This window comes from Kitasatospora sp. NPDC048722 (assembly GCF_040650235.1).
Lineage (GTDB): Bacteria > Actinomycetota > Actinomycetes > Streptomycetales > Streptomycetaceae > Kitasatospora.
The window spans coordinates 1-19,715 of sequence record NZ_JBEZGX010000053.1; the positions used below are offsets into that span (position 1 = coordinate 1).

Genomic DNA, 19,715 nt, shown 5'->3' on the forward strand with positions numbered 1-19,715 from the left:
CGTTGGCAGTCTGAAAATCACCCGTCACGCCCCTCTCCGCGGCCACCCCCTCCGCCACCCCCTCCCGCAGCGCACCCTCTCGCTGGGGGGAGGGGCCGGGGGGAGGGTGCGGGGGAGGGGGTGGTTGAGGTGGCTGGGAGGGTGCGGGGGAGGGGGTGGTTGAGGTGGCTGGTCAGCCTTGTGTGCTCAGGCGCAGGGTGACCAGTTCGAAGGGGCGGAGGGCGAGTTCCACCGTGCCCTCGGTCAGTGTCACGTCTCCCCGGGTGCCCTCCCACGGGCGTTCCAGCAGGTCGCACGGCTGGGCTCCGGCCAGGGGGAAGGACGTGGTCAGGCGGCCCCTCGCGCGGCCTCCGTTCGCCTCGTAGACGCGGACGATCAGGTCGCCGCTGCGGTCGTCGGCGAGTTTGACGGCGCTCACGACGATGGCGTCGTTGTCCAGCGCGACCAGTGGTGCCACCTCCGTGGTGCTGCCGGTGACCCGCCGCTCGGGGAGGCCGATGCGGTAGCCCTCGCGGACCGCGTCGGCGATCGTCGCGCCGGGGACGAGGGCGTGGTGGAAGCGGTGCAGGCCCTGGTCGGTCTTGGGGTCGGGGAAGCGAGGGGCGCGCAGCAGCGAGAAGCGGACGGTGGTGGTCGTCCCGCCGTCGGTGTCGCGCACGGTCCGGGTGACGTCGTGGCCGTAGGTCGACGCGGTGACCAGGGCGACGCCCCATCCGGGTTCGTCGAGGTGGACGAAACGGTGGTTGCAGGCCTCGAACTTCGCCGCCTCCCAGCTGGTGTTGGTGTGGGTGGGGCGGTAGAGGTGGCCGAACTGGGTCTCGGCCGCGTAGCGCTCGGTGTGGAGGTCGAGCGGGAACGCGGCCTTGAGGAACTTCTCGGTCTCGTGCCAGTCGACCTCGGTGTCGATGTCGAGGCGTTGCGCGCCGGCCCGCAGGGTGAGCGTCTGGACGACGCGGGACGAGCCGAAGGAGCGCTCGATCCGGACGGTCGCCCGGTCCGGGTGGGTGGTGGCGGTGAGCGCGTCGACGCCGGTGAGGTCCGTTCCCGTGTTGCGGTAGAACTGGTCGACGTCCCATGCGTCCCACATGTTGGGGAAGTCGGGGTGCAGCTGGAGCAGGTTGGCCCTCGTGCCGGGGGCGACGGTCTCGCGGCCGCTCGCCACCTCGGTGACGGAGGCGATCAGGCCTTCGGCGTCGATGACGACGTCCAACAGGCCGTTGTGGAGCGTGAATCCTCCTCCGGGGCGTTCGGTTGCGGTGCAGGTGCCGGGTGCGGCCGGTGCCGGTGCCGCTCCGCCTGCGGGCACCGAGGAGCGTTCGTGTGGTGCCGCGTTGAAGACCAGTTCGTGTCCGCCGGCGGCGTCACCGGCGAGCGCCTGCTGGGCGCGGCCGACGAGTGCTTCCAGTTCGGTGGCCAGCGCCGCGTACGTCGCCTCGGCCTCGCGGTGCACCCAGGCGATGGACGAGCCGGGCAGGATGTCGTGGAACTGGTGCAGCAGCACCGTCTTCCAGATCCGGTCCAGCTCCTCGTACGGGTACGCGGCGCCGGTCCGCAACGTCGCCGTGGTGCACCAGAGTTCGGCCTCGCGCAGGAGGTTCTCGCTGCGCCGGTTGCCCTGCTTGGTCCTCGCCTGGCTGGTGAGCGTGGCCCGGTGCAGTTCCAGGTACAGCTCGCCGACCCATACCGGCGGGCTCGGGTACTCGGCCTCGGCCCTCGCGAAGAACTCGGCCGGCCGTTCCCAGCGGACCGTCGCCGAGCCCTCCAGGTCCTTCAGCCGTGCGGCCTTGGCGACCATCTCGCGCGTCGTGCCGCCACCGCCGTCACCCCAGCCGGTCGGCGCGAGCGAGTGCCTGGCCACCCCCTTGTCCTTGAAGTTGCGTGCGGCGTGGGCGATTTCGCTGCCCTTCATCGAGCAGTTGTAGGTGTCCACGGGCGGGAAGTGGGTGAAGATCCTCGTCCCGTCGATCCCCTCCCACAGGAAGGTGTGGTGCGGGAACTTGTTGACCTGGCTCCACGAGATCTTCTGCGTCAGCAGCCACGTGGAGCCCGCGTTGCGGATGATCTGCGGCAGGCCGCCGGTGAAGCCGAACGTGTCGGGCAGCCAGGCCTCGTGGTTCTCCACCCCGAACTCGTCCAGGAAGAAGCGTTTTCCGTGGACGAACTGGCGAGCCATCGCCTCCGAGCTCGGCATGTTGGTGTCGGACTCGACCCACATGCCGCCGGCCGGCACGAACCGCCCGTCGGCCACGGCCTTGCGCACGCGTGCGTACACCTCGGGGCGGTGCTCCTTGATCCACGCGAACTGCTGCGCCTGGGACATGGTGTAGAGGAAGTCGGGCTCGTCCTCCAGCAGCGCGGTCATGTTGGCGGTGGTGCGGGCCACCTTCCGGACCGTCTCGCGCAGCGGCCACAGCCAGGCGGAGTCGATGTGGGCGTGGCCGATCGCGCTGATCCGGTGGGCGGACGGGGCGGCGGGGGCGGAAAGGACGCCTTCCAGTTCCGAACGGGCCTGTGTTGCGGTGGCGTTGATGTCCTGGAGGTCGAGTGCGTCCAGTGCTCGTTCCACGGCGCGCAGGATCTCCCAGCGGCGGGCGCCCTCGACCGGCAGTTCGGCCATCAGCTCGCCGAGGACCTCCAGGTCGATCACCAGTTGCCACACCGTCTCGTCGAAGACGGCGAGGTCCATCCGGGCGAGCTTGTACTGCGGCCGGTCGCCGGCCGTCTCCTTGTCGCCCAACTCGGTCGGCAGGAAAGGGTGGTAGTCGAGGATGACCGGGTTGGACGCCGCTTCCACGTGCAGGAGGACCGGCTCGCCGCCGGCTGCCGGGGAGGCCACGCGAACCCACTGGTTCTGCGGGTTGAGGCCCTTCACCGGCGTGCCGTCCGGGCGGTAGACGAGGCCCTCGCACTGGAATCCGGGCATGTTGGCGTCGAAGCCGAGGTCGATCAGCGCCTCGACCGTCCGTCCGGCCCACGCCTGCGGCACCGTGCCGGTCACGGTGAGCCAGCTGGTGCCCCACGGCGCGCCCCAGGCGTCGCCGACCGCGATCGGGGAGCGCGGCGCGGCCAGGCCCTCGGCGACCGGGACGGGCTCGCCGGGCGCCGTCCAGATGGTGACGGTCAGCGGGACGGACTCGGGATACACGGCGGGACGGATGCGCTCGTCGAGGACGCGCTTGAGGCGGGACTCGACCAGGGTGCGGTCATCGTGCATGTCGGCAGGCTCCGTTGCGTTGCTGGTGAGGACGGCTCAGAGAGAACGTACGTCGTCGGGGTGTACCACCTCGGTGATTCCGCGGGCGGCCAGGTGCGCGTGGTCCTCGGCGTGCTCGGCGAGGACGGTGGTCGGGCGGGCGCCCGCCTCGGTGAGGTGCATGAACGCCTCGAAGGCGGAGCCGCCGGGGGCGCAGACCGAGCGCCCCGGCGCCGTGACCTCGTCGCCGGCGGCGATCACCACCGCCGTCGTCCGCGGCTTGGGCGGCTGCCACGCGCGGCGCGCCTCGGCGGCGGCCTCGGCGAGCCGGGCGCCGGCCGGCTTGACCGTCCGGTCCGTGGTCAACAGGCCGAGGCCGTACTCCAGCTCGGGGAAGTCGGCGAGCGAGCGGTCGACGTCGTGCGAGCACCACCAGGTGACGCCCCACAGGTCCGGGCAGTCCAGGACGGCCTCGACGGTCGCGCCGGTGAAGCGGGCGGCGTCCTCCGGGGCGATGTGCGGGGCGGGGGCGCCGACCTCCTGGAGCCAGACCGGGCGCGCCGGGTCGTCCGCCCAGGCCTTGGCGAGCTCGACCAGGTAGGCGGCGTGCTGCGCGGTCGCGGTGGACCCGGCGCCGTAGCGCTGGGCGGTGCCGTTGAACACCCACGAGTGCACGGCCGTGGCCGCGCCGATCCGTGCCGAGTGCCACGGCGTGAAGGGGTGCCCGTCGAGGTAGTAGGCGGCGTCGTAGGAGGCGTGCAGGTGGAGCCGGCCGGGCGCGCCCTCCTCGCACGCGGCGAGCATGCGGCGCAGCCACGCGCCGGCCTGCTCGGGGGTGATCCGGTCGGGGTCGGGGTGCGGGTCGCCGGAGAACTGGTTGATCTCGTTGCCGAGCGTCAGGCCGAGGAAGTTGGGCTTCTCGCGCAGCGCCTCGGCGAGGGTGCGCAGGTAGGCGGCCTGGCCGTCGAGGACGTCGGGGTCGGTGAAGACGTTCCGCCGGTGCCAGGTCTGGGTCCAGGACGGCAGGAAGTCGAAGCTGGAGAGGTGGCCCTGGAGGCCGTCCACGGCGACGTCCAGCCCGCGCTCCCCGGCGGCGTCCACGAGCGCGGCGAGCTGCTCGACGGCGCGCGGGCGGATGAGCGTGCGGTTGGGCTGGAAGAGCGGCCAGAGCGGGAACACGCGGACGTGGTCGAGGCCGAGCGCGGCGACCGAGTCGAGGTCGGCGCGGACGGCGTCGAGGTCGAAGTCGAGCCAGTGGTGGAACCACCCCGTGGTGGGGGTGTAGTTGACGCCGAAGCGGGGGACGTTCGGAGCGGTGGTCATGGATCCTCGACGAGTAGACGGGACGGTGGGGCCAGCCCTAGCCCTTGACGGCACCCTCCTCGACGCCCTTGAAGAAGAAGCGCTGGCAGACGGCGAACACCGCGACGATCGGCAGGAAGGCGATCATCGTGCCGGCCGCGATCAGCCGGGGGTTCGCGGAGAACGTGCCGTTGAGGTACTGGAGGCCGACGGTGAGCGTGTACTTCTGCGGGTCGTTGAGCACGATCAGCGGCCACAGGAAGTCGTCCCAGGCGCCGATGAACGTGAAGATGACGATCACGCTGAGCATGCCGCGCACGTTCGGCAGGCCGACGTGCCACAGCCGCTGCCACACGGTGGCGCCGTCGACCAGGGCGGCCTGGTCGAGTTCGGCGGGCACGGCGGCGAACGCCGTCCGCATCAGCAGCACGTTGAGCATCGCGAGCGCGCCGGGCAACGCGACGCCGACCAGGCTGTCGGCGAGGCCGAGGCTGCGCACGAGCACGTACTGGGAGACGATCGTCACCTCGCCGGGCAGCACGAGCGTGGCGAGGAACAGGCCGAACACCAGCTTGGCGCCGCGGAACCGCAGCCGGGCGAGCGCGTAGCCGGCGAGGGTGCAGCCGACGACGTTGCCCGCGATGCAGATCGCGGCCACGATCACGGAGTTGAGGGCGTAGGTCCACACCGGGATGGTGTCGGCGACCTTCCCGTAGTTGCCGAAGGTGAGGTCCTCGGGCAGGAAGTCCGGCGTGCGCGTGTAGACGTCCTCGCCCGGGCCCTTGAGGGACGTGGACAGCTGCCACAGGAACGGGCCGATGACGAGGAGCAGCACGAGGACGAGGAGCGCGTAGCGTGCGGCGGTCTGCGCGGGGGACGGAGTGTTGAAACCCCGGGATCGGCGTGGCGTCATCGCGGTTCAGTCCGCCTTCCGGTTCAGGCGCGTCAGGAGCAGCATCGGGCCGAGCGTGATGACGAACAGCAGCAGGCTGAGCGCGGAGGCGTAGCCGAGGTGGCCGGTGAAGCCGCGGCTGTACATCTGGATGAGCATCACCACGGACATGTCCCGGCCGCCGGGGCCGCCCTGGCCGTTGGAGAGCACGTACAGCTCGGAGAAGACGCGCAGGGAGCTGACCGAGATGAGCACGGAGACGAGCATGACCGTCGGCCGCACGCCGGGGAGCGTGACGTGCCACAGCCGGCGCAGCGGGCTCGCGCCGTCGACGGCGGCGGCCTCGTGCAGCTCGCGCGGCACGTTGGCGAGGGCGGACAGGTAGATGACCATGTAGTAGCCGAGGCCCTTCCACGTGGTCAGGGCGATGGCGCTGAAGAGGAGGAGCCAGCGGTCGGTGAGGAAGGTGACGGGGGTGTCGGTGAGTCCGCTCTGCTGGAGGACGCCGTTGACGAGCCCGCGGTCGTCCAGCACCCAGCCCCAGATCAGCGCGACGACGACGGCGGAGGCGATGACGGGCGTGTAGAAGGCGGTGCGGAAGAAGGTGATGCCGGGGACCTTCCGCTGGACGAGGAGGGCGAGCAGCAGCGGCAGGACCGTCAGGAGGGGGAGGCAGACCAGCATGAAGACGATGCTGTTGAGCAGGGCGTCGGCGAGCTGCTCGTCGTCGAGGAGGCGTCCGTAGTTCTCCAGGCCGGTGAACTGGCCGCCGCCCAGGGGCTTGGCGTTGGTGAAGGACAGGATCACCGTGTTGACGGCCGGCCACAGGTTGAAGACGGCCAGCCAGAGTATCGCGGGCCCGGCGAGCAGCCAGGGGGTGAACCAGCGCCGGTGGGTCATGCGGATGCCTTCCTGGGGCCTGGGGGCGGTGCGGTCGTTCCCGGGGGGCGGCGGGGTGGGGGCGCCCGCCGTCCGGGGCCGCGGGATCAGCCCTTGAGCAGCTTGTCGCACTGCTGGACCGCGGAGTCGAGCGCCTGCTTGGAGCTCGCCTGCCCGCTGATCGCCAGGGCGATCTGCTGGTTGATGACCGTGCTCATCGCGTCGTCGATCACGACGGGCTGGATGAGCTTCGCCTTGGCGAGCGAGGCGAAGGCGATCACCTTGGCGTCGCCCGCGTTGGTGCCGTCGCCCTTGCTGAAGAACGGGTCGTTCGCGGAGGCCTTGGTGGACGGGAAGACGCTGGTCAGGTGGGCCAGTCCGGCCTGGTTCTCGGGGCTGGTGAGCCAGCGGGCCAGGGCCACCGCGGCGGCCGGGTTCTTGGTGCTCTTCGGGATGGACACGCCCTGGACGTACAGCGGCGGCGTGTTGAACGCGGCGGACGGGACGACCTTGGGGGCGAGCGTCGGGTTGTCGGTGGCGAGCGAGGTGATGTAGTTGGCGCCGGCGGTGGTCCAGGCCGCGGTGCCGGAGTTGAAGAGCTTGCTGTTGCCCGCGTAGGTGTTGGTGAGGACGTCGTTGGGCAGCAGGCCCTCCTTGAAGGCGTCGCGGTACTTGTCGAGCAGTGCGGCGGCCTCGGGGGTGTTGAAGGTGAAGGACTTGCCGTCGTCGGCCATGATCTTCACACCGGCGTTGTAGAGGTCGCCGATGCCCGGCTTGCGGCTCATCAGGTAGGCCTTGCCGCCGGACCTGTCCTTCATGACGCGGGCCTGGGCGATGAGTTCGTCCAGGTTGGCGGGGAGCTTCTTCGGGTCCAGGCCGTTCTGCGTGAGGAGGTCGGAACTCCAGTAGTTCACATCGGTGTTGAGGTACCACGGGTAGCCGTAGACGCCATCCTGGCCGGCGAAGCGGTAGGCGTCGACGCCGCCGCTGACGTACTCGTCGGCGAGCTTCGGGTCGGCCTTGGAGACGTCGAGGAGGAGGTCCTTCTTCGCCAGCGGGAGGGCGAAGTCCGGGGGGAGGTTGACCACGTCGGGGAGGTCGCCCGCGGCGGCCTGGCTGAGCACCTTGTTGGAGTAGCCGTCGCCGGGCTGGTCGAGCCAGTCGACCTCGACGCCCGGGTACTTCTTCTTGAAGCCGTCGATCACGCCCTGCATGTAGTCGGTGAACTTCGGCTTGAGCGCCCAGGTCTGCAGCGAGACCTTGCCCTTGACCTCGCCGGTCGCGGCCGCACTGGCCACGCTGTCGCCGTTCTTGCTGTCGCCGGAGCCGAGTCCGCAGCCGGTGAGTGCGGCGGCGGTGACCGCCGTTGTCGTCAGTGCCGCCCAGATTCTTCGCATTGAGGGTCTCCCGGTCCAGGGGGGTGGGTGGGGGATGCTGCTCAGTTGTGCGTACGCAGGGGGATTGCGCGGGAATTCAGAACCTGACTTACTAAACCGGTCTAGCTATGCCAGGGACTATGCTCCCGCCTAAACTTGGATGTCAAGAGAGGAGTCGGGTCCCGTGGGCAGACCGACGATCGCCGACATCGCCCGGCAGGCCGGTGTCTCCAAGGGCGCGGTGTCCTTCGCGCTCAACGGGCGACCCGGCGTGAGCGAGGCGACCAGGGCCCGGATCCTGCGGGTCGCCGAGGAGATGAACTGGCGGCCGCACAGCGCCGCCCGCGCCCTCGGCGGCGCCCGGGCCGACGCCGTCGGCCTGGTGATCGCCCGGCCCGCCCGCACCATCGGGGTCGAGCCGTTCTTCAGCCAGCTGCTCTCCGGGCTCCAGGCGGTGCTCTCGGCCAGCTCGGTCGCGCTGCACCTGATGGTCGTCGAGGACACCGCCGCCGAGATCGGGGTCTACCGGCGCTGGGCCTCCGAGCACCGCGTCGACGGCTTCATCGTCGTCGACCTGCAGACCCGCGACCCGCGGCTGCCCGTGCTGGACGAGCTCGGGCTGCCCGCCGTCGTCCTGGGCGGGCCCGGCAAGGGCGGCGGCCAGCTGCGGATCTGGGCCGACGACCGGGAGGCGATGCTCTCCATCGTCGACTACCTGGCCGCCATCGGGCACCGCAGGATCGCCCACCTCGCCGGGCTCCCGCACTTCCAGCACACCCAGCGGCGGATCCGCGCCCTGCGCGACGCCTCGCGCCGGCTCGGGCTGGAGGAGGCGGTCTCGGTGCCGACCGACTTCAGCGACGCCGAGGGCGCCGCGGCCACCCGCACGCTGCTCTCGCGCGCCCGACGGCCCAGCGCGATCGTCTACGACAGCGACGTGATGGCGGTGGCCGGGCTGGGCGTCGCGGGGGAGATGGGGGTCGCGGTGCCGGGCGAGCTGTCCATCGTCTCCTTCGACGACTCGGTGCTCGCCCGGATCGTCCACCCGCCGCTCACCGCGCTCAGTCGGGACACCTTCGCCCTCGGGGAGCAGGTGGCGCGCAGTCTGCTGGAGGCCCTGGACGAGGCCGGGCCCGGGCGGGACCTCCAGATGCCGACGCCGCGGCTGACCGTCCGGGAGTCGACGGCGCCGCCGGCTCCGCACCAGGGGCCGGGCAGTTCACCCGCGGGGGCGGTTGTTGCGCGAGTCGTTGACAGCGGTTCTGAACCGGTTTAGCCTCGCTGCGCCGAGGGGCTCCGGCACTGCCGGTTGATTGCGTACCGTCAGCCGATCGCCGGCACCTCCTCCGATGCGCATCGTCACACCCGCATGCACCGGGCCCGCCGCGCCGGTGGGCCCGCCCCCACCCTCCTCCGCTCGATCGGAGTCCGCATGTCCAGACGTCTCCCCCTGCTGCTCAGCGCCGCGCTCGCCGCCGCCGCGCTGGGCGTCGTGCCCGCCGCCCACGCCTCGCCCGCCGCACCCCAGCCCGTGAGGGCCGCCGCGGCCGGCAACCAGCCCTACGCGTCGTACTGGTATCCCGGCACCATCCTCAACTGGGACCCGTCCACCGACCCCGACGCCCGCTTCAACCGCTCCCGCGTCCCCCTCCAGCCGCGCACCAGCGACCCGTCCCTCGCCGCCAACCCCAACGCCCGTGCGGGACAAGGGAAGATCGCCTCCCTGGTCTCCTTCGCCCCGACCTCGAACAACCCCTCCCAGGGCTCCGCCGACCCCAACTACTACGCCTTCGGCTACTGGCAGTACGTCGACAAGCTCGTCTTCTGGGGCGGCTCGGCGGGTGAGGGCCTCATCCTCGCCCCCAACCCGACCGTCATCGACGCGGCCCACCGCAACGGCGTCAAGGTCTACGGCACCGTCTTCTTCCCGCCCGCGGCCTACGGCGGCCGGCTCCAGTGGGTGCGCGACTTCGTCCAGAAGTCCGGCGACCGCTACCCCGTCGCCGACAAGCTCGTCCAGGCCGCCCAGTACTACGGCTTCGACGGCTGGTTCGTCAACCAGGAGACCGGAGGCGGTGATCCGGCCCTCGCCGGTCAGTTGCGCGACCTGATGCAGTACACCGAGGCGCGGAACAGCGGCACCGACTTCATGTGGTACGACGCCATGACCACCTCCGGCGCCGTCGACTGGCAGAACGCGCTCACGTCCGCGAACTCGCCCTTCCTGCAGGACGGTTCCAAGCGCACCTCGGACTCGATGTTCCTCAACTTCGGCTGGACGCCGTCGGGTCTGGACTCCTCCCGCACGCTGGCCCGGCAGCTCGGCCGCAGCGAGTACGAGCTCTACTCCGGCATCGACACCGAGGCCAACGGCTACAACACGAGTGTCGACTGGAACACGCTCTTCCCCGCCGACAGGCCGCACACCACCTCGCTCGGCCTCTACCGCCCCGAGTGGACCTGGAAGTCCGCCACCGACCGCAACGACTTCTACGCCAAGGACTCCCGCTACTGGGTCGGCGCCAACGCCGACCCCTCCAACACCAACCCCTCCGACGGCTGGCCCGGCCTCGCCGGTTACGTCGCCGAGTCCTCACCCGTCACGGCCAAGCCGTTCGTCACCAACTTCGACACCGGGCAGGGGGACTTCTACAACGCCGGCGGCATCCGCGTGGCCACCGGCGGCTGGAACAACCTCTCCCTCCAGGACGTCCCGCCCACCTACCGCTGGGTCGTCGACTCCGACGGCAGCAGGCTCACCCCGTCCGTCGACTTCACCGACGCCTACCAGGGCGGCTCCTCGCTGCGCCTCACCGGCACCCTCGACTCCGTCAACACCGTGCGGCTGTACCAGACCAGCCTGCCCGTCGCGGCGAACACGCGGCTGTCGGCGGTCGTGAAGACCCCGGCCGCCGGGCCGACCAAGCTCAGGGCCGTGGTCTCCTTCACCGACGCGCCCGACAGCTTCACCGCGCTCGACCTGGGCGCCAACACCGGTACGGGCTGGGAAAGGCACACCCTCGACCTCTCTCCGTACGCGGGCCGCACGATCGCCCAGATCGGACTCCGGGCTGAAGGATCCGACCCCGCGTACGACGTCCGGATCGGCCAACTCGCGGTGTACGACGGCTCGGTGGAGTCTCCGGCCGCGCCCTCGCGACTCACCGTCCTCGGCGCGAGCGACGTCGTGGTCGGCGCCAGCCAGTCCCTGCGGCTCTCGTGGACGGCGGCGCCCGGCGGCAACGTCCACCACTACGAGGTGTACCGGCGCAACGCCGACGGCACCCGGACGTTCCTCGGTGCCACGCCCAACGACGCCTATTTCGTCGGCAAATTGGACCGGTCGGGCAGCGAGGACGGTACGGTCCTCGACGTCGAGGCCGTCTCGACGACGTACGGCCGCTCGACGGCCGCGTCCACCACGGTGGCCTGGACGGCCGCGCCCTCCGGCAGCGACCTGGCGCTCCACCGGCCCGCCACCGCGTCCGGCCAGTGCAACGCCAACGAGGGGCCGGCGAAGGCCGTCAACGGCAGCGTGAACGGTGGCACGAGCGACAAGTGGTGCACCCTGACCTCCGCCAAGTGGCTCCAGGTGGACCTCGGTTCGGCGAAGCAGCTGTCGAAGTTCGTGGTCGAGCACGCGTCGGCGGGTGGTGAGAGCGCGTCCTACAACACCCGGGACTTCTCGATCCAGGTGCGCTCCACCACCACCGACCCGTGGACGACGGTCGCGAACGTCACCGGCAACACGGCGGGCACGACCACCCACACGGTGAACACCACCGCCCGCTACGTCCGGCTGGTCGTCACCAAGCCGACCCAGGACTCCGATCCGGCCGCCCGCATCTACGAGTTCGAGGCCTGGGGCAAGTAGCCCTCCTTGCTCGCCGTCGAAAGGACCCTCCCCGTGCCGGTCACCATCACCGCCGTCGAGAGCACCGACCTGTTCGTGGGCCCCGAGGACGCCCCGCGCCAGTTGCTGCGCGTCACCGTCGAGGGCGCCACCGCCCGGATCGCCGTCAGCGGTCCCGGCGTGCGCGGCGAGGCGGCCGGTACGGGGGAGGTCGAAGTCCCGCTGGAGATCACCGGCGCCGCCGTCGGGGCCCGGCTGCCGGTCACCGTGACGGCCGGGGACTGCGAGGCCGAAGCCGTCGTCGAGGTCGCCGAGCCCGGCTGGACGATGTTCCTCGTCCCGCACTTCCACTACGACCCGGTCTGGTGGAACACCCAGGCCGCCTACACCTCCCCCTGGGAACTGCTCTCCGCCGACGCGACCACCCGCCCGCTGTGGGAGCGCAACGGCTTCGCCCTCGTCGACGCGCACCTGGACCTCGCGCTGCGCGACCCGGTCTACAAGTTCGTCCTCGCCGAAGTCGACTACCTGAAGCCGTACTTCGACCAGCACCCCGAGCGACGGGCGGAGCTCCGGGCGCTGCTGGCGCGCGGCCAGGTCGAGCTGGTCGGCGGCACCTACAACGAGCCGAACACCAACCTCACCGGCGCCGAGACGACCATCCGCAACATCGTGTACGGCATCGGCTACCAGCGCGACATCCTCGGCGGCGATCCGCGGACCGCGTGGCAGCTGGACGTGTTCGGGCACGACCCGCAGTTCCCCGGGCACCTGGCCGCGGCCGGCCTCACCGGCAGCGCCTGGGCGCGCGGGCCGTTCCACCAGTGGGGCCCGATCCAGAAGAACTTCCGCGAGGGCAAGGATGACGCCCGGGTGATGCAGTTCCCGAGCGAGTTCGAGTGGATCTCCCCGAGCGGCGACGGCGTCCTCACCCACTACATGCCCCACCACTACTCGGCCGGCTGGTGGATGGACTCCTCCCCGGACCTCGCCACCGCCGAAGGGGCCGTGTACGACCTGTACCGCAAGCTCAAGCCCGTCGGCGCGACGCGGAACCTGCTGCTGCCCGTCGGCACGGACTACACCCCGCCCAACAAGTGGGTCACCGCGATCCACCGCTCCTGGGCCGCCAAGTACCTGTGGCCGCGCTTCGTGTGCGGGACGCCGAGGGACTTCCTCGACGCCGTCCGGGCGGAGCTGGATCTCGAGGGGCGGCGGGTGGGCCCGCAGTCGCGGGACATGAACCCGGTCTACACCGGCAAGGACGTCTCGTACATCGACACCAAGCAGGCCCAGCGCGCGGGCGAGGTCGCGGCCGTGGACGCGGAGAAGCTGGCCACGCTGGCATCCGTCCACGGGCTCGGCCGCTACCCGTCGGCGGCGATGGACAAGGTGTGGCGCCACCTCGCCTACGGCGCCCACCACGACGCGATCACCGGCTCCGAGTCCGACCAGGTCTACCTCGACCTGCTCGGCGGCTGGCGGGAGGCGCACGACCTCGCGGCGGAGGTGCGGGACGCGGCGCTGGACGCGCTGACGTCCCGGATCTCCCTTGGGGGGACCGGTTTCGGGGTGGTCGTCACGAACACGCTCTCGTTCGACCGCACGGATCTGGTCGCCGTTCGGCTGCCTCCTGACGTTCGCGCGGTACGGGTGCTCGACCCGCTCGGTGCGGAGGTGCCGAGCGTCGTCGACCGGGGGACGCTGCGGTTCCTGGCGGCGGACGTTCCCGCGCTGGGATGGCGCACGTGGCGACTGGTGCCGTCGAGCGAGCCGGGCGCGGCCTGGACGGCCGAGGACGGGTGGACGATCGCCAACGGGCGGTACCGGGTCCGGGCCGATCCTGCGCGCGGTGGCGGTCTCGCCTCGGTCTACGACCTGCTGCACGAAAGGGAGTTGATCCGCGACGGCGCGATCGGGAACGAGCTGCGCGTCTACGAGGAGTACCCGCAGCACCCCGACTTCGGCGAAGGCCCCTGGCACCTCCTGCCCAAGGGGCCGGTGGTCGGGTCGGGCGCGGGGGCGGCCGTCGTCCGGCGGGAGGTCGGACCGCTCGGGGAGCGGCTGGTGATCGCGGGCTCCGCGGACGCCGTCCGCTACGAGCAGACGGTCACGCTGTGGCACGGGCTCGACCGGGTCGACTGCCGGACCCGGGTGGTCGACCACTCCGGTGCCGACCGCTTGCTGCGACTGCGCTTCCCCGTCGACCTCCTCGGCGCGCTGCCGGTCAGCGAGGTCGCGGGCGCGGTCGTCGGGCGGGGCTTCGCGATGCCCGACGTCGACTCCGCGGAGGCGCCGTGGACGCTCGACAACCCGGCCAACACCTGGTTCGGCCTCGGCGCCACGGCACGCGCGGTGCTCCGCGACCCGGCGGGGTCGGTCCTGGGCGAGCGGGCGTTGGGCGTGGCGGAGGTCGTCGTGCCGGCGCTGGACGCGGCCGCCGGCGTCCGCGATCTCGTCGTGGCGCTCGCCCGGGTCGGCGTCACGGCCACCACCTCGGGCGCCGACTGGGCCCGGTACGGCTGGCTGGACGTGGACTCCAACCTGCCGGACTTCCGGATCGTCGTGGGTGGTCCGGAAGTCAACACCGTGGCAAGGGATCTGATCCAACGGGCGGGCGAGGAGTACGCGAGCGCGCTCAAGGCGCACGGCGCGGTGTGGGTGCCGGCGGCCTCGCCGCTTGCGGAGGTGTGGCAGCCCGGAGCGGACCTGCGGGACCTGCGGGCGCTCCCGGCGCTCGTCGTCACGGACCCGGCCGGACTGACGGAGGACCTGGCGGACGCGCGGATCGAGGTCGTCTGCCCCGTTCGTGATCCTGACGCCCAACTGGCGGACCACACGGTCGCGTTGCTGAGCTACGGCCTGCCGGGCTTCGCGGTGGACACGACCGGCGCGCTGCACCTCTCCCTGATGCGCTCCTGCACCGGCTGGCCGTCCGGCGTCTGGATCGATCCGCCCCGGCGCGCGCTTCCCGATGGTGCTTCGTTCCAACTCCAGCACTGGACCCATGAGTTCGGCTACGCGCTGGTCGGGGGAGCCGGCGACTGGCGCGCGCAGGCGCTGCCCGCACAGGGGCAGGAGTTCAACCACCCGCTGTACGGCCGCGTTGTGCCCGCGCAGGAAGGCCCGCTGCCGTCCACCCTGTCGTGGCTGCGCGTCGAGCCGCAGCGGGAGGTGCTGCTGAGCGCGCTGAAGCCGGCGGGCAACCCGATCGCGCACGGCTCGGCGCTGCCGTCGGGTTCGGAACTCACCGTCCGTCTGGTGGAGTCGACGGGCTTCGGACGGACGGTGACGCTCGGCGGCGCGCTGGGCCTCGGCCGGCTGCGGCAGGCGGACCTGCTGGAACGCCCGGTCGGCCCGGCCGACCTCGGCCTCTCCGGCTCGCGGATCGTGACACTGCTGGCGGCCCCCACCGTCTCGTCGCCCCCGGAGGGTCCCGCCCTCGGCCCGGAGGCGGAAGCCGCCCAGCCCGTGCACGCCCGCTACTGGCTGCACAACCGGGGCCCGGCACCACTCGGCTACCTGCCGGTGTCGGTGGGGGTCTCGCCCGGCCTGCTGCGGACGGCGGGGGAGCCGGTGCCGGTCTCTGCGGTCCTCTCCTCCCACCTCCGCGACGCTGCGGTCGAGGGCACGGCCGTGGTCCTGCCGCCGGAGGGTTGGCGGACGAGCGTCGGCAGCCGCCCGTACCGCCTGGAGGCGGGCGGCCACCTGCGGTTCCCGGTGACGCTCACCCCGCCTGCGGACGTCCCGCCGGGCCTGTACTTCGCCGCCGTGCGGCTGGAGCACGGCGGCCAGCAGGTCGAGGACGTGGTGACGATCGCCGTCGGTGACCTGCCCGACCTGCTGCCCGTCCCGGGGGACACCCCCGAGGAGTGGGTGGCCGCCCAGGGCACGAAGGCGACGAGCGGCCGGGCCACGGGCCTGGACGTCGCCGTCTCCTCCGCGGCCCTCGTTCTCACCCCCGGCGGCCGGACGAACTTCACCCTGACGCTGACGAACCGCACCCGGAGCGAGATCCGGGGCGAGCTGCAAGTGGTCTCACCGTGGGGCACCTGGGAAGCGATCGCGGCGCCCGTCCGGGGATTCACGGTCGCGGCCGGCGAGTGCTCCACGGTCCCGTTCGCCGTCGCCACCCCCGAGGACGCCGACCCCGGCGCCTACTGGGCGCTGGCCAAGGTGATGTGGTTCGGCCGCTGCCAGTACAGCCCGACCGTCGCCCTGGAGGTCCGCCGGTGACGCTTGGCTTGCTCGACGGCCGCCCGATCCCCCGCACGGGCCTCGACCGCCGCCTCGCCGCCCTGCGCAAGGGCCCCCGCTCGACGGCTCTCCCACGGCCTGGAAGCCCAGAGGACCGTCAGCTCACGAGGTGGGTAGCCCAGGTGATGCTGACCGAGGCTCTGTGCGAGGCGGTGGCCGCCGAACGCAACCTCGCCGTCGAAGCGGATGCCCCCGTGCACCTGGACCAGCAGGCGGCCGTCGAGTTCGGCTCGATCACGGCGGCCGCCTACGAAGGCAGCGCCGCCGTGCGGGCGGTCTACGAGGCCGTCACGGCGGGCGTCGAGCCGACGGAGCACGAACTGGCCCACTACCGTGAGATGACGACCCGCCCGCCGTCCGTGGTGTGGCACCTGACCCTCCCGGACGGCGAGTGCGAGGCGGCCCCGGAAACGCTCCCGCGGGCCCTCGCCGAAGCCCTGCGGAAGTCCCGGAGGGGCGAGTGGGTCACCGTCGGAACCTGGACTGCCACCCTGCTCTCCGAAGAACCCAGCGCTCCCGGCCCCGACACCACCGCCACCGTCCACGACGCCGCCCGCCGCGTCGCCTTCACCCGCTGGCTGGACGGAGAACGGGCAGCCCGCCTCACCCTCGTAGAAGGCCTGGAACACCCCGGCGATCCGGCCCAGCCCGACAACCACCACCGTCACTGACCGGCCCGTTGCCGCGCAGTCGGTGGCTCGTTGGGCCAGGCGACTCAGTTCTGTCGGCCGTTCCCCGTCGGGAGACTCCGGATGCACCTGATCAATACGCTCTCACGCGTCGCCGCCACGACCGCGCTCGTCGCCACGCTGAGCCTGGGCGGCGCTGCCACCGCCGGCGCCGAGCCGGCCGGCGCCCCCGGACCGGGCGGCTGGCAGGGTGAAGGCGGCCTCGCGCTGAACGAGGCGGACAACGCGAAGGTCGACACCTACCTCAAGGACGCCGAGCAGGCCGAGCGTTCCATCAGCCCACAGGTGCGTGCGGCCGCGCGCTGAGCGGCGGACTCCCTCCCGAGGGACCGGCCCGGCCCGCCGTGCTCGCCTCCGAGCGTGGCGGGCAGAGGACACCGGCTCGTTGGGACACCCGGGCGGTGGTGGGCAGCTACTCGCCGGCGTGGTGCCGCAGTTGGCACAGTGCTCAGATGAATCGTCAGTCGGTGGTGAGCGCGTAGCAGGTGAGCCGGCCGCCGCCGGTGTGCGAGGTCGCGGCGTCGTCCTGCTCGTAGTCGCCCGCCATGAAGTGCACGCTGCGCCCTGTCCAGGCGGGCGGGACGGGGGCGGTGACCGGCGGGGAGGCCTGGCAGCCGGGAGTGCCGGCGCAGTCGCCGGCGAAGGTCAGCGAGCCATTGCCGTTGTCGGCGATGGTGTAGCCGAACGGCGTCCCCAGCCGCACCCCGCTGAGCAGGTGGTACTTCAGGATCTTCTCGCCCGCCGGCGCCGACCCGACCGAGCCCTGCGGTTTGGGCACGGTCTCCATGGCCACGTCGACGCTGTCCCCCTGGACGGCCAGCATGACGAAGGGTGCGGCCTCGTCGGCACCGGCACCGTGCAGCTGGCCGACGGTGATCTTGTGCGAGACGTCCGGCAGTCGGGTGATCGCCAGGCTCTCGGTCAGGTGGTGGCAGGCGGTACCCGGGGCGAACCTCCGGGGCGCGGACAGCTCCGTGCGGGAGTGCAGCGAGTGGGCGGTGGTGGCGCCGCCCGCGGGGGCCCAGAAGTCCAGTCTGCCGCCCGGTCCTTGGGTGAGGTACGGGTCGGTGAGCCGGGCCGGGGTGAGCTGCTCGGCCACGGACGGATCGCCGGGCTTGGCGGTGGGCAGCACCAGCGTCCAGGCGCTCAGGTCCACCGGTGCGACCGCCGGTGCGACCGCCGCCGTGGCAGCCGGCGCGGGCACAGCCGTCACGCAGACGCCCGGCGCGGCGGGTGCGGAGGCGGCGGAGGCCTTGGGGTGGTGACCGCCGGAGGAGGCGCAGCCGCTCAGCAGCAGGGCACCGGCTATCGCCAGGGCGCGGGTCGCAGTGCTTCGGCCGTCCACCATGGGGATCCCTGTTCTGAGCGCTCGTTGAGACCTGGCAGCCGGAACCATAACCCAAGGTAAGGCGGCGTCCGACCACGGATTTTCCACGAGAACGCCGACCGCCATCCGGCTCAGGGCGATCAATCTCCTGGCGGGAGCGTCAGTTGCCAGGGGCGTCAGGCTCGGGACCCGGCGTCCAGCGCATCGAGTACCGCGTCGCCGTTCGCCCTCGCCCACTCGGTCAGCGTGTGGATCGGATCGATCAGCGTCGCGCCGAGCGCGGCGAGCGAGACCCGGTGCGACCGCCCTGCGTGTCGACCCGGAGCGTTTCCCGGAGCGGGTGCTCACGTTCGGTGGGAGGCCTCCGCTGGGGCGGAGGCCCTTTCGTCGCGGCAGTCCGGTCGAACCGGGCGAGGTCCGGTGTCAGGCGAGCTGTGGCATGACCTCGGACGCGATCCAGTCCATCGCCTTCTCCATGTGCTCGGCTGCAACGGGCACCCACAGGGTGGAGACCGTGAGTCCGGCCTCAGTGAGCTTTCCGAGGGCTTCAGCGACACTCGCTGCGGTGGGCGAACTGCCGCCGAGTGGCTGTCCTGGAGCCGGGACGGCCGCGGGGATTCCGGGTGGCGTGAGGAAGGCGGCCGAAGCGAGCGTCAGACGTTCGGCCTGCTCTTCGGTGCTGGCGAGTCCGCGCAAGCGGTTCTTCACGTCGGTGAGTTCCGCGGCATCGGCGCCAGTGCCGTACCAGCCGTCGCCGAAGCGCAGCGCGCGGCGCAAGGCGGCGTCGCTGTGGCCGCCGACCCATACCGGCGGGCCACCACGCGTGACCGGCGGCACTCCGAGGTGGGCGGCGCGCAGCTTCGTGAACGGCCCGTCGAAGTCAGCGGGCCGGGTCGTCCACAGGGCCTTGGCGGCGGCGAGATGGTCATCGGTGCGGGCGCCTCGTTCCCGGGAGGGTACGCCGACGGCTTCGAACTCGTCAGGGTTCCAACCAGTACCGATTCCCAGGACCAGGCGGCCGCCGGATACGACGTCCAGGGTGGCGGCCTGGTTCGCGAGCACGAGCGCCGGGTAGTACGGCGCGACGAGCACGGAGGTCAGCAACCGCAGGCGTGTCGTTGCACCGGCGATCGCGGAGAGCAGGACGAGAGGATCGGTGTCGAGGCCGGATCCGCTGTCCAAGAGGCGGTTACCGACCGCCACGTGGTCGAAGCCCAGTTGCTCGGCATGCGCGGCGGCCCGGAGCACGGAGGTTCCGTCCTCGATGGGCCAGCGCGGCTGAAGGGAGACTCCGAGGCGCAGCAGAGACATGAGGCGAAGCCTTTCGGTGGCGGTCCGGAAGTGGCAGGACGGCTTCGGAACCGCCTGACGGGACAGTCAACTCCCCAACGGCGTCGGTTCATCCACCTAAAGCAGCACAGTTCCCGTCGAGCCTGGCCGAGAGCCCCGACTGGCGGGCTCGGCGGGCCGGCCGGCCCTACAGCAGCTGGTCCATCTGCTGGTTCATCGGGGCGAGGCCGGCGGACTCGTAGAAGGCTCGGGCAGGGGTGTTGAAGTGCCAGACGGCGGTGGTCAGGCGGCGGCAGCCTGCGGTGCGGCCGTGGGCGCGGACCGCGTCGAGGAGGGCCGAGCCGATGCCGGTGCGGGCGGCGTCGGGGGAGACGGCGAGCTGGTCGAGGTAGACGACGTCGTCGGGGACGGCGAAGGTGTTGCCCGGCCAGTGGACGATGCGGGCGACCGCGTAGCCGACGGCCGTGCCGTCCGCCGACTCGGCGATGAAGACGGTGACGGCGGGAGCGGCGATCTGTTCCTCGAAGTGGGCCGCCGCGTCGGGGGACGGGGTGAAGAGGTCGGGGCGGTGTTCGACGTGCAGGGCGTGGACGTGGTCGTTGAGCCGCGCGAGGAGGGCGGCGTCGTCGGCGGTGGCGGTGCGGATCTTGGTCATGC

General features: G+C 71.9%; 13 protein-coding genes and 1 pseudogene. 5 read left to right on the forward strand and 9 right to left on the reverse strand.

The features are described from left to right. Window positions 1-172: 172 nt before the first annotated feature. The 5 genes from AB0C76_RS31185 to AB0C76_RS31205 form a co-directional block, all read right to left on the reverse strand. Window positions 173-3,214: a glycoside hydrolase family 38 C-terminal domain-containing protein gene (locus AB0C76_RS31185; protein WP_359972012.1), complete on the reverse strand. Its 3,042-nt coding sequence runs from the start codon at window positions 3,212-3,214 to the stop codon at window positions 173-175. A gap of 36 nt (window positions 3,215-3,250) precedes the next feature. Next, window positions 3,251-4,516 carry a glycosyl hydrolase gene (locus AB0C76_RS31190; protein WP_359972014.1) on the reverse strand — a complete coding sequence of 422 codons (1,266 nt, stop codon included), beginning with the start codon at window positions 4,514-4,516 and terminating at the stop codon, window positions 3,251-3,253. Window positions 4,517-4,553: 37 nt separating this feature from the next. Further along, window positions 4,554-5,408, reverse strand: coding sequence for a carbohydrate ABC transporter permease (locus AB0C76_RS31195; protein WP_359972016.1), 855 nt, complete (start codon window positions 5,406-5,408; stop codon window positions 4,554-4,556). 6 nt (window positions 5,409-5,414) lie between these two features. Beyond that, on the reverse strand, window positions 5,415-6,287 hold the full coding sequence (locus tag AB0C76_RS31200; protein WP_359972018.1) for a sugar ABC transporter permease: 873 nt from the start codon (window positions 6,285-6,287) through the stop codon (window positions 5,415-5,417). 86 nt (window positions 6,288-6,373) lie between these two features. Next, on the reverse strand, window positions 6,374-7,663 hold the full coding sequence (locus tag AB0C76_RS31205; RefSeq protein WP_359972020.1) for a sugar ABC transporter substrate-binding protein: 1,290 nt from the start codon (window positions 7,661-7,663) through the stop codon (window positions 6,374-6,376). A 163-nt stretch (window positions 7,664-7,826) separates the two neighbouring features. Between AB0C76_RS31205 and AB0C76_RS31210 the strand changes: the two genes are divergently transcribed. From AB0C76_RS31210 to AB0C76_RS31230, 5 genes are all read left to right on the forward strand, one after another. After that, window positions 7,827-8,918, forward strand: a complete 1,092-nt coding sequence (locus tag AB0C76_RS31210; protein ID WP_359972022.1) for a LacI family DNA-binding transcriptional regulator — start codon at window positions 7,827-7,829, stop codon at window positions 8,916-8,918. A 156-nt stretch (window positions 8,919-9,074) separates the two neighbouring features. After that, a complete protein-coding gene (locus AB0C76_RS31215) occupies window positions 9,075-11,516 on the forward strand; it encodes a discoidin domain-containing protein (protein ID WP_359972024.1) in 2,442 nt (813 codons plus the stop codon). Between the two features lie 33 nt (window positions 11,517-11,549). Continuing rightward, window positions 11,550-15,731, forward strand: coding sequence for an NEW3 domain-containing protein (locus AB0C76_RS31220; protein WP_359972026.1), 4,182 nt, complete (start codon window positions 11,550-11,552; stop codon window positions 15,729-15,731). A 146-nt stretch (window positions 15,732-15,877) separates the two neighbouring features. Further along, window positions 15,878-16,423, forward strand: a complete 546-nt coding sequence (locus AB0C76_RS31225) for a hypothetical protein (protein ID WP_359972028.1) — start codon at window positions 15,878-15,880, stop codon at window positions 16,421-16,423. Between the two features lie 81 nt (window positions 16,424-16,504). Beyond that, window positions 16,505-16,747 carry a hypothetical protein gene (locus AB0C76_RS31230; protein WP_359972030.1) on the forward strand — a complete coding sequence of 81 codons (243 nt, stop codon included), beginning with the start codon at window positions 16,505-16,507 and terminating at the stop codon, window positions 16,745-16,747. A 154-nt stretch (window positions 16,748-16,901) separates the two neighbouring features. Here the strand turns inward: AB0C76_RS31230 and AB0C76_RS31235 are convergent, their stop codons facing one another. The 4 genes and pseudogenes from AB0C76_RS31235 to AB0C76_RS31250 form a co-directional block, all read right to left on the reverse strand. Then, on the reverse strand, window positions 16,902-17,789 hold the full coding sequence (locus tag AB0C76_RS31235) for a polysaccharide lyase family 7 protein (RefSeq protein WP_359972032.1): 888 nt from the start codon (window positions 17,787-17,789) through the stop codon (window positions 16,902-16,904). Window positions 17,790-17,928: 139 nt separating this feature from the next. Further along, a pseudogene (locus tag AB0C76_RS31240) lies at window positions 17,929-18,046 on the reverse strand (transcriptional regulator); the annotation flags it as partial. 145 nt (window positions 18,047-18,191) lie between these two features. Continuing rightward, a complete protein-coding gene (locus tag AB0C76_RS31245) occupies window positions 18,192-19,079 on the reverse strand; it encodes a TIGR03619 family F420-dependent LLM class oxidoreductase (protein WP_359972033.1) in 888 nt (295 codons plus the stop codon). A gap of 166 nt (window positions 19,080-19,245) precedes the next feature. Continuing rightward, complete coding sequence (locus AB0C76_RS31250) at window positions 19,246-19,713, reverse strand: GNAT family N-acetyltransferase (protein WP_359972035.1); 468 nt, start codon at window positions 19,711-19,713, stop codon at window positions 19,246-19,248. Window positions 19,714-19,715 lie beyond the last annotated feature (2 nt).

Excerpts from the sequence above, each read along its gene's own strand:
- AB0C76_RS31185 (WP_359972012.1), bottom strand. The coding sequence starts at position 3,214 with ATGCACGATGACCGCACCCTGGTCGAGTCCCGCCTCAAGCGCGTCCTC.
- AB0C76_RS31190 (WP_359972014.1), bottom strand. The coding sequence starts at position 4,516 with ATGACCACCGCTCCGAACGTCCCCCGCTTCGGCGTCAACTACACCCCC.
- AB0C76_RS31195 (WP_359972016.1), bottom strand. The coding sequence starts at position 5,408 with ATGACGCCACGCCGATCCCGGGGTTTCAACACTCCGTCCCCCGCGCAG.
- AB0C76_RS31200 (WP_359972018.1), bottom strand. The coding sequence starts at position 6,287 with ATGACCCACCGGCGCTGGTTCACCCCCTGGCTGCTCGCCGGGCCCGCG.
- AB0C76_RS31205 (WP_359972020.1), bottom strand. The coding sequence starts at position 7,663 with ATGCGAAGAATCTGGGCGGCACTGACGACAACGGCGGTCACCGCCGCC.
- AB0C76_RS31215 (WP_359972024.1), top strand. The coding sequence starts at position 9,075 with ATGTCCAGACGTCTCCCCCTGCTGCTCAGCGCCGCGCTCGCCGCCGCC.
- AB0C76_RS31225 (WP_359972028.1), top strand. The coding sequence starts at position 15,878 with ATGCTGACCGAGGCTCTGTGCGAGGCGGTGGCCGCCGAACGCAACCTC.
- AB0C76_RS31230 (WP_359972030.1), top strand. The coding sequence starts at position 16,505 with ATGCACCTGATCAATACGCTCTCACGCGTCGCCGCCACGACCGCGCTC.
- AB0C76_RS31235 (WP_359972032.1), bottom strand. The coding sequence starts at position 17,789 with ATGGTGGACGGCCGAAGCACTGCGACCCGCGCCCTGGCGATAGCCGGT.
- AB0C76_RS31245 (WP_359972033.1), bottom strand. The coding sequence starts at position 19,079 with ATGTCTCTGCTGCGCCTCGGAGTCTCCCTTCAGCCGCGCTGGCCCATC.
- AB0C76_RS31250 (WP_359972035.1), bottom strand. The coding sequence starts at position 19,713 with ATGACCAAGATCCGCACCGCCACCGCCGACGACGCCGCCCTCCTCGCG.